An 11,999-nucleotide genomic window follows, 5' to 3' on the forward strand; every position below is an offset into this window, starting at 1 on the left:
TCCCTTCACGCCGCCAGGGCGGCACGGGCGGCGGTTCCACCGCCATGGAGACGCGACAGCAGCAGCACGCGCCGCAGCCCACGCCCGACCGCAAGTTCATCGGTCACACCCATGCCGCCATGCAACTGCACCGCCTCCTCCGCGAGCTTCAAGGCAGCGTCGCCAATATAGGCCCTTGCTGCCGTCACGGCCCGGACCCGTTCTTCCTCCTCGGCCAGGGCCGATTTCAAAAGCAAAGATCGGGATTGCTCCAGCCAGGTGTACATCCGGGCGCAGCGATGCTGCACGACCTGAAAGCTCGCGATCGGCTTGCCGAACTGGTGGCGCTGCCTGACATAATCGACGGTCAGGTCAAGCAAGGTCGCCATCGCGCCGACCAGTTCGGCGACGATCGACAGGCCGGCCAGGGCTTGAGCCTCTGCCCACGCGCTCCCCGGAACCGTGAGCGGCACGGCATGCACCGCATCGAATCGCACATGGGCTGCCATGCTGCCGTCGACCAGACGAACCGGCGTCCTGCGGACGCCGCTGTCCTGCCCATCGACCAGCAGAAGCGCGCCCGCTTCCGTCTCCACGACAAAGGCGTCGGCATCCATGCCGTCCCGGACGATGCCCGCCGATCCGCAGAGCCTGCCGTCCGTCATCGCACCTCCCGGCGCAAATGCGAGCAGAGCCTCCCCTTGCATCAGCCTGTCGCCCCAGCGCTCGGCCACAGGATCACCAGCGATCGCCCGGCCACAGAGCAGAACGGCTTCAGCCAGCGGCGTGATCGCAAGGGCGCGCCCCATCTCTTCGGAGACGATCATCACCTCCACCGCGCCGCCGCCCAGGCCGCCTGCCTGCTCCGGCGTCAGCAGGGCGAAAAGACCGAGTTCCCCCAATGCGCGCCAGTCGTCGGGAGACATCGGCCCTTTCGCCATGGTCGCCGCGTCATAGCGGTCAGCCAGAAAGCGGCGGACCATGTCGCGGACCATCGCCTGCTCATCGCTGAGCGCGAGGTTCATGGCTCAGAGCACCTCGATGATCGAGGCGTTGGCGATGCCGCCGCCCTCGCACATGGTCTGAAGGCCGTAGCGCTGGCCCCGCGCCTTGAGCGCATGGATGAGCGTCGCCATCAGCTTCGTGCCGGTCGCGCCGAGCGGATGGCCAAGCGCAATCGCGCCCCCGTTGACGTTCAGCCTCTCCGGGTCCGCGTCGAGCGCCTTCATCCATGCCAGGGGGATCGACGCGAAGGCTTCGTTCACTTCGAACAGATCGATGTCCTTCATCGTCATGCCGGCGCGGTCGAGAACCCGCCGCGTCGCCGGGATCGGCTCTTCCAGCATGATGACAGGGTCGCCCGCGGTGACCGCCAGGTTGACGATGCGGGCGATGGGCGTCAGGCCATGAGCCTTGACGGCCGCTTCGGACGCGACGAGCACGCCGCTCGCGCCGTCGCAGATCTGGCTCGCGGTCGCCGCCGAAAGCGTGCCGCCCTCGCCCAGCAGCTTGACCGAACCGATCGACTCCATCGACGCATCGGCCCGGACCCCTTCGTCGCGGTCGTGGATCGCCTGCTCCCCTTCCGCCGTGACGATGGGCACCGGCACGATCTCCCTGTCAAAGGCGCCCGCATCCATGGCCGCCGCCGCCTTCCGGTGGCTGGCGAGCGCGAACCGGTCATGATCGTCGCGGGTGAAGCCATATTTGTCGGCGATCATCTGCGCGCCCTGAAACTGGCTGAACATCTCCACGCCATAGCGCTTCTGGATCGCCTCGGAGAAGGGGTTGGCGCCGATGCCGCCCGCCTTGGCCAGCGTAATGGGGGAGCCCATCGGCACCCGCGTCATGCTTTCGACGCCCCCTGCGATCACGATGTCCTGAAGGCCCGACATGACCGCCTGCGCGGCGAAATGCACGGCCTGCTGGGACGAGCCGCACTGCCGGTCGATCGTCACCGCCGGCACGCTGTCGGGCAGGCTGGACGCGAGCACGATGTTGCGGCCAAAGGCGAAGGTCTGCTCGCCCACCTGGCTGACGCAACCGATGATCACATCGTCGATCGCGGCGGGATCGACACCGGCGTCGGCGACCAGCGCGTCCAGCACCAGAGCACCGAGATCGGCGGGGTGCCACCCGGCAAGCCGGCCATTGCGGCGGCCACCGGCGGTGCGGCGGGCGGAAACGATATAGGCTTCAGGCATGATGCATCCTTCTTGTGTCTAGAGGCCGAGTGCGGCCTTCGCGATGAGTGTGAGCTGTATTTCGCTGGTGCCGCCGAAGATCGACCAGGCGCGGGCGTTGAGGTAGCGGGCCGCCGCGACCTGCGCTTGCGCCGAACCGACCGGAGCGGGCATGGCGTCGCAGTAGAAGGGGCGTTCGACCGGCAGTTGAAGACCGGCGAGGCCGAAGGCGTCCACCGCCAGCGCCTCAACGCCCTGCCGGATTTCGGACGCCAGCAGCTTGGTGGTCAGGCTGCGCGGGTCGGGCGCGGCGCCATGCTCGATCTCGATCAGCGTCCGCAGTTCGGTCATCTCCAGCGCTTCCGCCTCCAGTTGGAGCCGGATGGCGCGATCCGCCAGTTCGCCGGTCAGCGGACCCGCCGATGTCCGCAACCGGGCAAGATCAGCCAGAAGCGCCGGCGCGAAGCTGGACCCGCCCCGCTCATTCTCCAGCAGGAACTTGGCGATCGACCAGCCTTGCCCTTCGTCGCCGACGCGCTCCGACACCGGCACCCGTACTTCATCAAGGAAGACCTCGTTCAACTCGTGATCGCCCGATGCGCTGAGGATCGGTTTGACCGTCACGCCGGGCAGCGCCATGTCGATCAGCAGGAAGCTGATGCCCTGCTGCGGCTTCACATGCGGGTCGGTCCGGACCAGGGCGAAGAGCCGGTTCGCATATTGGGCCTGCGTGGTCCAGATCTTGTGGCCCGACACGACATAATGATCGCCGTCGCGCACGGCGCGGGTGCGCAGGCTTGCAAGGTCGGAGCCGGAGCCGGGTTCCGAAAACCCCTGCGCCCATATATGCTCGCCCGTGCGCAGGCGGGGGAGATAATGATCCTTCTGCGCAGGTGTGCCATAGGTGTACAGCACCGGCCCCACCAGCTTCAGGCCCATGCCGGGAAGGACCGGAGCGACCGCCTCAGCGCATTCCTTCTCGAAGATCCAGCGCTGGACCGGCGTCCATCCGGGTCCGCCCGCATGGTCCGGCCAGTGATAGACGAGCCATCCCTTCGCTTCCAATATCGCCTGCCATTCGCGGGCGATGTCGGGTTCGGCGAAGACACCGGATGTCAGTGCGGCCCCGCGCCGAAGCGCGGGCGAAAGCGACGCGGCGAGGAAAGCGCGCACCTCCTCGCGGAAAGCATGCTGTTCTGGGCCAAGCGCCAGGTCCATGGCGTCAGCGCTCCACGATGGCGACGGCGGACACGCCCGGCGCGCCATAGACATGGCTGTAACCGAGGCGCAGCCTGCCCGGCGCCTGTCGTGCGCCCGCCTGCCCGATCAACTGCACATAATTCTCATAGACCTGACGAAGCCCCGACGCGCCGATCGGCTCCCCGCAGGCCAGGCACCCGCCATCGGTGTTGACCGGCAGGCTGCCGTCGATCCGCGTGCGGCCCTCAGCGATCCATGCGGTCTGCTCGCCATCGGCGCAAAAGCCATTCTCCGCCATGTGCATGATCTCGGCCCCCGCCTCCGTGTCCTGAAGCTGTGCGATGTCGATGTCCTCGGGGCCGACGCCTGCCATCTCATAAGCCGCTTGGGACGCGACGCTGGTCGGTGAACCGCCACGCTCCAGATCGAGCGCTGGAGAGAACACCTCGAACGAACCGGGGGGCCGGGTGCGGACCGCCGCGGCACGCAACCGCACGGCCGGCAGGCCAAGTTCGCGCGCTTTCCCGCCGCTCGCCAGCAGCAGCGCCACCGCGCCTTCGCCCGGCGAGCAGAACATGAATTTGGTGAGCGGATCGCTGACCATCTGCGAATGGAGGATGGTGTCGATGTCTACGGCTTCGCGCCGCCAGGCATGATCGGCGAGAACGCCGTTGGCGAACGCCTTCTCGGCGACCGCACCCAGCGTGTGCGGGGTGATGCCATGGAGGCTCATATAGCGCTGGATCTTCATGGCGAAGAATTGGGTGGTCAGCATCAGCCCCGTCTCGCCATACCAGTCCGGCAATCCCCAGTCCGCCGGCAGGGGCGAGAAGGAGCCGCGCGGGTGCTTGTCGAAACCTACCGCGAGGCCAAGATCGAACTCGCCGGACTTGATCGTGCTGTAGGCGCCGAACATGGCCGACCCGCCGGTCGCGCAGCCGTTGGCGACGTTGATGAAGGGAATGCCGGTAAGCCCCAGTTCCGACACCATCGTGTCCGCATTGCCGGCGGCGTCCGATCCGCCGAAGGCGAACTGGACATCGCGCCATGCCAGCCCCGCCCGTTCGAGCGCCTGGCGGACGGCGAAGACGCCCTGCTGCAGGCCCGAAAGGCCGGGCGTGCGGCCGAAGGGATGAATGCCCGCGCCGATGATGAAGACGTCTTCGCTCATGCCCCAACCCCCTTGTCCGGCGCGAAGCCGAAGCTGGTGCGCAGCGTTCCGTCCGTCATCTCGAAAGGCAGCGGCACGACGCGCATCGCCATGCCAATTGCCAGATCATCGAACGCCACATCGACCAGACGCCCCTCGACGATCAGCGCTCCATCCAGATCGACATAGCCCACGGCATAGGGCTCGAACGCTTCCGGGCCGGCATAGGGCGGCGACTTGGGGCGGAAGCGCTGGATAGTCCACGACCAGAGCCGGCCTGTGCGCGGCAGCAGGACGCGCTCGTAGCGCGGGTCGTCTTCCGGTCGCGCCGGAAAGCACAGGCGATGGGTTGCCCGCTCTCTGGAGGCAAACAGCGCAATGCCGTCTGCATCGGGGCAGATGAGGCCGTCGGCTATCGGAACAGGCAGGGTGTCGGGCATCTCTTGTCTCCTTCCGAAGACATAGCGCCCGACCGTTCGGTCGGCTTCTGACCAATGCGACAGGGGCTAGTTTATCATGCCCAGAAAGCCGAGCTGCGCCGCCTTGAACATCGTCTGGTCGCGGTTGACTGCGTCCAGCTTCACGGATGCCGATCGGATGTGGAACCGCACCGTGGTGCGTTGCAGGCCCAGGATGATGCCGATTTCCTCGTTCGTCTTCCCGGCAGCCGCCCAGCGCAGGCATTCCACTTCGCGCTTGGTCAAGGATATGCTCCCCAGCCCGGGCCGCGCCCGCGCCGTAACCTTGACATAGCTTTGCACGAAGGCCCGCGCGAGCACGGCCAGAGCGTCCGCGGCACAGGCATAGGCATCGGACAGGTCATTGGCCTCCGGCTCGGGCGAGAGGAAACTGGCTGCGCCGATCTGCCCGAAGGGCAGGTGGATCGGAACCACGATCGCGGCCGCCGTCATGGCCCGGATGCGGAAATCATGCAGGTCGATCACGTCGAGCAGCGGGTTGGGCAGGCGGGTGAAAAAGCCATGCGCGTTGCACCAGAACGGCTCCGCCTCCACCCGGCAGGCGTGAACGATGGGCGAGGAAAGGGCAAGCTGGGGCACCTCCCACCAGCGCGACTCCTCGCCGCGAAAACCGAAGACCTCGCTTGCCAGCACGGCGCCATTCCCGTCGCGCATCGGTTCGCGGGAGGCCACATTATGCGTGACCGCCGTGCGCAGCCCGCAAAGGTCCATTACCGCATCGCGCAGCCGCTCCGCCGCCGGTCCTATCCCCCCCGGCTCCGAAAAGCGGACCGCGTCGATCAGGGCGGCGGGCGGCATCGTGCAGGAGTGGCCGGCAGCGGACATAATCAGCGGCCCTTCAGGCTCAGCCCCTCGAAAAAGGGCTGGCAGATCGCGTCGGCGACATCCTCGGGCGGTCTGCGCTTGGCCAGGGGAGGATACCATTTATAGGCCCAGTTGCACATGCCGAGGAAGCCAAGGGTGGTGAGCCCCGGGTCGCACGGGCGGAAATGGCCGTTCGCGATCCCCTGTTCGATGATGCCGCGCACCCGCTGCAGATAGGCGTTGCGCTGCGCCCGGATATGGTCGCGCATCTTGCCTTCCAGATCTTCATAATGGTCCATGAACGCCCGGACATAACCCGGATGCTCCGCGATCTGCCGCAGGATGTCGATGCATGCCGCGCGCAGGCGGCCCAGCGGATCGTCCGACCCCCCTTCCTCGTCGAGACCCGCCAGAAGCGCGCTCATATGAGCGTCGTGCATCGCGAAGAGGATGGCGTTCTTGCTGGGGAAATAATGGTAGAGCGTCGGCTTGCCGAGGCCCACCTCATCCGCCAGCATCTGCATCGACGCCTTGTGATATCCCACCCGGTCGAACAGCGTCGCGCAATGCCTCAATATCTCGTTGCGCTTCTCGTCATGCGCCTCGGTCGTCTGCCGTTTCTTTGTTGCTTCTCGCGCCATCGCCGGCTCTGTTCCCTGTTCTGCGTCCTACCTCTCACAAAGGTAAGTCGACCGTCTGGTCGGTTCCTCCTAGGGATGGCGGCTGGATGAAAAGAATGCAAGCGCGAGGGAGCGGACAATGCAAGTTGAGGGCAAGACAGCGCTGGTCACCGGAGCGAGTTCGGGTTTGGGCCGGCATTTCGCTCGTCTGCTGGCGCGGGAAGGGGCGACGGTCGTGATAGCGGCGCGCCGAGTCGACGCGCTCTCGGCGCTCTCCGATGAGATTGGGCGACAAGGCGGCACATGCATTCCCGTCGCCATGGATGTGACCGATCCGGACGCGGTCGCGGCGGCCTTCCGGCAAATCGAGCGCGACCTTGCGGCGCCTCTCTCCATCCTCGTCAACAATGCAGGCGTAGCCCACATGCGTGCGGCGCTCGATCTCAGCGCAACCGAGTGGTCGCAGGTGCTCCAGCCCAATCTGACCGGCGCCTTCCTCGTGGCCCAGCAGGCGGCGCGCATGATGCGGGGCGAAGGCGGGACGATCGTCAACGTCGCCTCGATCCTGGGGGAACGCGTGTCCAAGGGGCTGGCCGCCTATGCCGCCAGCAAGGCCGGCCTCATCCAGTTGACGAAGGCGCTTGCGCTGGAATGGGCGGCGTTCGACATCCGGGTCAACGCTCTGGCGCCCGGCTATATCGAGACGGACCTCAACCGCGACTTCTTCGCATCCGACGCAGGTCAGCGACTCATCTCGCGCATCCCGCAGAAGCGACTCGGCCAGATGCAGGATCTGGACGGGCCGCTCCTGCTGCTATGTTCCGATCAGTCGCGCTACATGACGGGCGCAGTCATCGCGGTGGATGGCGGGCACCTCGTCAGCGGTCTTTAAGGACGGACGACCCTCACGCATCCATCGCGGTCGCGCCGATGACCCAGGCGGACAGGCCGGCGGTCGGCACGGCGCAGATCACCGCTTCGGCCACTGCTTCCTCGCTGGCGCCGGCGGTGCGCGCGCCCTTCATGTGAACGGACGCCCATGAACTATAATCGGCGACGAGGACGGTGACGAGCAGCAGTTCCGCATGGACAGGCCCCAGCGCCGTCCCCGACAAAGTCCCCTCGCGCATGAGATAATAGGCCTCGGCGCCAAGGGGCTTGACCTCGAACAGCTTGCCCAGCGAAGGGGGCATGGTGCCGAAATATTGAAGGAAATTGGCCTGCGCCGCGCCATCTTCCACCACCATGTCGTCGTCGGGCCAATCGGGATCGACGGCTTCGGGGTAGATTTCCCGGAAAAGATCATGGAAGCGCAGCGACGCCCCCTCGCCGCGCACGCTTGCCAGGATTGCGATCGCCGCGCCGGCCTCCGCCTCTATAAGACCGGCCGCCCGGGCTTCGGCCAGTTCCCGCGTCGCAAGTTCCCGATAGCCCTTCATCGTGGCGGCGCAGGCGACGAACAATCGCTTCATCCGGGCGGGGACAGCGCCATCGGTATCGATGATCGCGCGCCAGCGGCGAAATCCCGCGACGGTCTTCGGGGCGTCGCGACGCAGGCGGCCAAGGCTGGCGAGCGGGGGCAGAAGATCAGTCATCGTCTCTCCGATAATGCATGGACCGTCCGGTCGGTTGAACATGGCTATGCCGCTTCGCGATCGCGGTCAACTTCTGATAAGGAGTTGACGTCCGACCGGACGGTCGACTACATCGCACGCTTATACAGGGCCGATCCCGGTTCGGCCGATGCGAGAGGAGCATGCCCGGATGAGGGACTTCAAGGGCAGGACGGCAGTCATTACGGGGGCCGGCAGCGGCATCGGCGCGGCGCTCGCGCATCTGGCCGCGCGGGAGGGGATGAAGCTGGTCCTCGCCGACATCAATCTTGCCGACCTTGAAGCAGTGGCCGGCACCATCGACAGCGCGGCCATCGCGCTCCACAGAACCGACGTGGCCGATCCGGAGGCGGTACAGGCTCTGGCCGACCTGGCATGGTCGCGCTTCGGCGAGGTATCCCTGCTGTGCAACAATGCCGGCGTCGTCCCCGGCGGCCGCCACCGGCTCGTCTGGGAATATGGGCTGGAGGACTGGCGCTGGGCCTTCGGGGTCAACATGGAGGGCGTGGTCAACGGCATCCGCATCTTCGTGCCCCGGATGCTGGCCGAGGGACGGCCGGGACATATTCTCAACACCGCGTCCGTGGCCGGCTTCGTGAGCGGCGAAGGCTCCGCCGTCTATGGCGCGTCCAAACATGCCGTCGTCCGCATCACCGAAGCGCTCTATGCCGGCCTGCGTGAGCGGAACGCCCCGATTGGCGTCACGATGCTGTGTCCCGGCCTGGTCGCGACCCGCATTTACGAGGCCGAACGATCCCGCCCTGCCCATCTGCGATCCAGTGATGGGCAGCCGGCGGAAGCCGCCGAGTTTCAGTCGATTTCGGACAATCTGTTCCAGAATGCCCCATCGCCTGAGGAAGTCGCCGCGCAGGCGTTCGACGGCATCCGGAATGACCGGTTCTACGTCTTTACCACGACCCGTTACGATCCGGTGATCGCGCAGCGGACGCAATCGATCCTTGCGCGGGAAAATCCGCTATTCGACAGCCTGATTTCGCTCAGCAAGGGCAAGGCTGACGCAGAAGAGGAAAGATCGTGAGCAGGCTTCAAGCGCGGATCGCGCTCATCACCGGCGCCGCTTCGGGCATCGGGCTCGCCACCGCACGGCGCTTCGCGGCGGAGAGCGCGACACTCATCCTGGCGGACCGCAATGGAGATGCCCTGTCGGATGCGGCCAAGTCCCTGCCGGGCGACGGCCATGAGGTCGCCGTCATGGACGTCACCGATGAGCAGGCATGGGTTGCGCTGGCGGATCGGATACGAACACGGTTCGGCACGCTCGACATCCTCGTGAACAATGCCGGGTTCGGCAAGTTCGCGTCGATTGCGGACACGACCTTGGCGCAATGGCGCTCGATCATCGCCGTCAATCTCGACAGTGTTTTCCTGGGCACCAAATATATGATGCCGCTGCTCGCCGCCTCGGGCCGGGGCGCGATCGTCAACATGTCCTCCATTCGGGGCATCGTGGCCGGGGCGGGCACCGGCTCCTACAGCGCGGCGAAGGGGGGTGTCCGGATGTTCACCAAGGCGACCGCCCTCGAATGCGCTGCGGCCGGCAACGGCGTGCGGGCGAACTCCATTCACCCCGGTCACATCGCGACGCCGCTGACCGCGCCTGCCTATGCCGATGCGGAAACAGCCAGGAGCCTGCTGGCGGATGTCCCGCTCGGCCGGATCGGGGAAGCGGAGGAGATAGCGGATGGAATCCTGTTCCTGGCAAGCGACGAGTCCCGCTACATGACAGGCGCCGAACTTGTCATCGATGGGGGGAGCACCGCGCAATGACCGAGCGAGCGAACAGCATCGCCTCGAAGGTGGAAGCCTTCGTCCGGACCGTGGTCATTCCCTATGAAAAGGACAGTCGCCTCGGCTTCCATGGCCCGGAAGACGCGCTCGTCGCGGAGCTGCGCGCAAAAGCACGCGAAGCAGGCGTGCTGACCCCGCATGTCCTGCCTGACGGATCGCATCTGACGCAGCGGGAAACGGCCATCGTCCTCATCAGGTCGGGCCTGTCGCCGCTCGGCCCCCTCGCCTGCAACACCGCCGCGCCTGACGAAGGCAATATGTATCTGCTCGGAAAGGTCGGCAGCGCCGAACAGAAGACGCGATTTCTCGACCCGCTGGTGAGGGGCGAAGCGCGCTCCGCCTTCTTCATGACCGAGCCTGCCGAAACCGGCGGCGCGGGGTCCGATCCGTCGATGATGCAGACGACCTGCCGGCTCGACGGCAACCATTGGGTCATCAACGGCCGCAAGAAGTTCATCACCGGGGCGGAAGGGGCGCGCGTGGGCATCGTCATGGCCCGGTCGGACGAGGGCGCCTGCATGTTCCTTGTCGACCTGCCCGACCCGGCGATCCGGACGGTGCGCGTGATCGACACGATCGACAGTTCGATGCCCGGCGGGCATGCGGAGGTCGACATCGTCGATCTGCGCGTTCCGGCGGACCAGATGCTGGGCGCGAGCGGAGAAGGCTTCGCCTATGCGCAGATACGCCTCAGCCCTGCCCGCCTGTCCCACTGCATGCGCTGGCTCGGCCTCGCGACGCGCGCGCAGGAAATCGCCACCGACTATGCCTGCCGCCGCCACGCCTTCGGCAAGCCGCTGGTCGACCATGAGGGCGTGGGCTTCATGCTGGCGGACAATCTGATCGACCTGAAGCAGGCCGAACGCATGATCGACTGGTGCGCGGGCGTTCTCGACACGGGTTCGCTCGGCACGGCGGAAAGCTCCATGGCGAAGGTCGCGGTGTCGGACGCGCTGTTCCGCGTCGCCGACCGCTGCGTCCAGGTGATGGGCGGGACGGGCGTGTCCGGCGACACCATCGTCGAGCAGGCGTTCCGGGAAATCCGCGCCTTCCGCATCTACGACGGCCCGACCGAGGTCCATAAGTGGAGCCTGGCCAAGAAGATCAAGCGCGACTGGAAGGCGGCGCAGGGATGAACGCTGGACGATGGATGCCGGCCATGCGGCCGATGCTGGTCCTCCTGCCGATCCTCATGCCGACCGCTGGACATGCCCAGCCAGCGAACTTCGCCGCGCCGGAAGCGCCCGCTTCGCAAGCCGGATATGGCGAGGACCTGCTGCCCAGGGACGAGAAGGACCGCGCCGCCCTGCTCCGGACCGTCGCATTCGACGCGACCGTCTATGGCATGGCTGCCTATCTGCATTATGAGCAACTCTATCGGCAGGCGTTCGACCGGAGTTCCAGCAACTATACCGGGTTCAACCGCTTCGCGCATGAGAGGAACCTGGCGGGGCCGGACTATGCCACCTTCAAGGTGCCTAATACGGACACGCTTTACTCCACGGCCTGGATCGACCTGAGCAAGGGACCGGTCGAAATCGACATCCCGGCCACGCAGCTCAAATATTTCACGCTCAACATCTTCGACATTTTCGGCAATCCCAGCAATCTCAGCAATCGCACGATAGGCGTCAAAGGCGGCCGCTTCCTGCTGGTGCCGCGCGGCTGGCGCGGCATCCCGCCCGCCGGGGTCACGGTCTATCCAGCCGCCACGACCCAGCTATGGATCCTGATGCGCGCCTTCGCCCAGTCCGAAGCCGAAGTCCGGACCGCCCGTGCCTTTCAGGATGCGGTCCGGATCATCGCTCCGGAAGGCAAAGGGACGGCGGACTCTGATGGCGACACATCGCCACCACCACCCGCCTCTGGCGCTATCGGCTATTTCCGGGCGCTCGACTATCTGCTTCGGGCCAATGGCTGGCAGCCGGGCGAGGAGGCGCTTGTGTCGCGATTCCGGCTGCTCAGCATAGGCGGCGACCGCCCGTTCAACCCTGACAGGCTGACCCCGGCCAAACCTCAGGCTTGTCTGGTTTCCCTCTTCCATCCCCCCACGAATGCCATCAGTGCTCAACTTCGCAGCGCTGGAAACGGTCGTATTTACGCGGGCCGATGACAGGCGAAAATTGGCCACTGTGCGACATCAAGCCAGTTACTGGATTTTG

At 66.1% G+C, this 11,999-nt stretch carries 13 protein-coding genes; 5 read left to right on the plus strand and 8 right to left on the minus strand.

Going from position 1 to position 11,999, the window contains the following annotated elements:
- Positions 1–5: 5 nt before the first annotated feature.
- The 7 genes from K7W03_RS08325 to K7W03_RS08355 form a co-directional block, all read right to left on the minus strand.
- Positions 6–1,004 (minus strand): acyl-CoA dehydrogenase family protein, encoded by a 999-nt coding sequence (locus K7W03_RS08325; protein ID WP_222886010.1) that lies wholly within the window; start codon positions 1,002–1,004, stop codon positions 6–8.
- A 3-nt stretch (positions 1,005–1,007) separates the two neighbouring features.
- A complete protein-coding gene (locus tag K7W03_RS08330; protein ID WP_025547921.1) occupies positions 1,008–2,183 on the minus strand; it encodes an acetyl-CoA C-acetyltransferase in 1,176 nt (391 codons plus the stop codon).
- An 18-nt stretch (positions 2,184–2,201) separates the two neighbouring features.
- Positions 2,202–3,380: an acyl-CoA dehydrogenase family protein gene (locus K7W03_RS08335; protein WP_222886011.1), complete on the minus strand. Its 1,179-nt coding sequence runs from the start codon at positions 3,378–3,380 to the stop codon at positions 2,202–2,204.
- Positions 3,381–3,384: 4 nt separating this feature from the next.
- The gene (locus K7W03_RS08340) at positions 3,385–4,533 is read right to left on the minus strand and encodes a thiolase family protein (protein ID WP_222886012.1); all 1,149 of its coding nucleotides are present in this window, start codon (positions 4,531–4,533) and stop codon (positions 3,385–3,387) included.
- On the minus strand, positions 4,530–4,952 hold the full coding sequence (locus K7W03_RS08345; RefSeq protein WP_222886013.1) for a Zn-ribbon domain-containing OB-fold protein: 423 nt from the start codon (positions 4,950–4,952) through the stop codon (positions 4,530–4,532). The genes K7W03_RS08340 and K7W03_RS08345 overlap by 4 nt, the downstream gene beginning before the upstream one ends.
- 66 nt (positions 4,953–5,018) lie before the next feature.
- Positions 5,019–5,816, minus strand: coding sequence for a helix-turn-helix transcriptional regulator (locus tag K7W03_RS08350; RefSeq protein WP_222886014.1), 798 nt, complete (start codon positions 5,814–5,816; stop codon positions 5,019–5,021).
- 2 nt (positions 5,817–5,818) lie between these two features.
- Positions 5,819–6,436 (minus strand): TetR/AcrR family transcriptional regulator, encoded by a 618-nt coding sequence (locus tag K7W03_RS08355; protein WP_025547929.1) that lies wholly within the window; start codon positions 6,434–6,436, stop codon positions 5,819–5,821.
- A gap of 118 nt (positions 6,437–6,554) precedes the next feature.
- On the opposite strand from K7W03_RS08355, the gene K7W03_RS08360 reads away from it, so the two are divergent.
- On the plus strand, positions 6,555–7,307 hold the full coding sequence (locus K7W03_RS08360) for an SDR family NAD(P)-dependent oxidoreductase (RefSeq protein ID WP_222886015.1): 753 nt from the start codon (positions 6,555–6,557) through the stop codon (positions 7,305–7,307).
- A 13-nt stretch (positions 7,308–7,320) separates the two neighbouring features.
- Here K7W03_RS08360 and K7W03_RS08365 read toward each other — a convergent pair whose 3' ends face one another.
- Positions 7,321–8,010 carry a carboxymuconolactone decarboxylase family protein gene (locus tag K7W03_RS08365; protein WP_222886016.1) on the minus strand — a complete coding sequence of 230 codons (690 nt, stop codon included), beginning with the start codon at positions 8,008–8,010 and terminating at the stop codon, positions 7,321–7,323.
- Positions 8,011–8,179: 169 nt separating this feature from the next.
- On the opposite strand from K7W03_RS08365, the gene K7W03_RS08370 reads away from it, so the two are divergent.
- The 4 genes from K7W03_RS08370 to K7W03_RS08385 are packed head-to-tail and all read left to right on the plus strand — an operon-like array spanning position 8,180 to position 11,950.
- On the plus strand, positions 8,180–9,067 hold the full coding sequence (locus K7W03_RS08370; protein WP_222886017.1) for an SDR family NAD(P)-dependent oxidoreductase: 888 nt from the start codon (positions 8,180–8,182) through the stop codon (positions 9,065–9,067).
- Entirely contained in the window at positions 9,064–9,816 is a 753-nt protein-coding gene (locus K7W03_RS08375; RefSeq protein ID WP_061934985.1) for an SDR family NAD(P)-dependent oxidoreductase, read from the plus strand. The genes K7W03_RS08370 and K7W03_RS08375 overlap by 4 nt, the downstream gene beginning before the upstream one ends.
- Positions 9,813–10,973, plus strand: coding sequence for an acyl-CoA dehydrogenase family protein (locus K7W03_RS08380; RefSeq protein WP_222886018.1), 1,161 nt, complete (start codon positions 9,813–9,815; stop codon positions 10,971–10,973). The genes K7W03_RS08375 and K7W03_RS08380 overlap by 4 nt, the downstream gene beginning before the upstream one ends.
- Positions 10,970–11,950: a DUF1254 domain-containing protein gene (locus K7W03_RS08385; protein WP_226869911.1), complete on the plus strand. Its 981-nt coding sequence runs from the start codon at positions 10,970–10,972 to the stop codon at positions 11,948–11,950. The genes K7W03_RS08380 and K7W03_RS08385 overlap by 4 nt, the downstream gene beginning before the upstream one ends.
- Positions 11,951–11,999: the final 49 nt, after the last annotated feature.

Origin of the sequence: Sphingobium sp. PNB (assembly GCF_019873065.1) — a bacterium.
Lineage (GTDB): Bacteria > Pseudomonadota > Alphaproteobacteria > Sphingomonadales > Sphingomonadaceae > Sphingobium > Sphingobium fuliginis.

What these genes read in the sequence shown, in the direction of transcription:
- K7W03_RS08365 (WP_222886016.1), bottom strand. Translation starts at nt 8,010, where the DNA reads ATGACTGATCTTCTGCCCCCGCTCGCCAGCCTTGGCCGCCTGCGTCGC.
- K7W03_RS08380 (WP_222886018.1), top strand. Translation starts at nt 9,813, where the DNA reads ATGACCGAGCGAGCGAACAGCATCGCCTCGAAGGTGGAAGCCTTCGTC.
- K7W03_RS08325 (WP_222886010.1), bottom strand. Translation starts at nt 1,004, where the DNA reads ATGAACCTCGCGCTCAGCGATGAGCAGGCGATGGTCCGCGACATGGTC.
- K7W03_RS08340 (WP_222886012.1), bottom strand. Translation starts at nt 4,533, where the DNA reads ATGAGCGAAGACGTCTTCATCATCGGCGCGGGCATTCATCCCTTCGGC.
- K7W03_RS08345 (WP_222886013.1), bottom strand. Translation starts at nt 4,952, where the DNA reads ATGCCCGACACCCTGCCTGTTCCGATAGCCGACGGCCTCATCTGCCCC.
- K7W03_RS08335 (WP_222886011.1), bottom strand. Translation starts at nt 3,380, where the DNA reads ATGGACCTGGCGCTTGGCCCAGAACAGCATGCTTTCCGCGAGGAGGTG.
- K7W03_RS08385 (WP_226869911.1), top strand. Translation starts at nt 10,970, where the DNA reads ATGAACGCTGGACGATGGATGCCGGCCATGCGGCCGATGCTGGTCCTC.
- K7W03_RS08360 (WP_222886015.1), top strand. Translation starts at nt 6,555, where the DNA reads ATGCAAGTTGAGGGCAAGACAGCGCTGGTCACCGGAGCGAGTTCGGGT.
- K7W03_RS08350 (WP_222886014.1), bottom strand. Translation starts at nt 5,816, where the DNA reads ATGTCCGCTGCCGGCCACTCCTGCACGATGCCGCCCGCCGCCCTGATC.
- K7W03_RS08370 (WP_222886017.1), top strand. Translation starts at nt 8,180, where the DNA reads ATGAGGGACTTCAAGGGCAGGACGGCAGTCATTACGGGGGCCGGCAGC.
- K7W03_RS08355 (WP_025547929.1), bottom strand. Translation starts at nt 6,436, where the DNA reads ATGGCGCGAGAAGCAACAAAGAAACGGCAGACGACCGAGGCGCATGAC.
- K7W03_RS08330 (WP_025547921.1), bottom strand. Translation starts at nt 2,183, where the DNA reads ATGCCTGAAGCCTATATCGTTTCCGCCCGCCGCACCGCCGGTGGCCGC.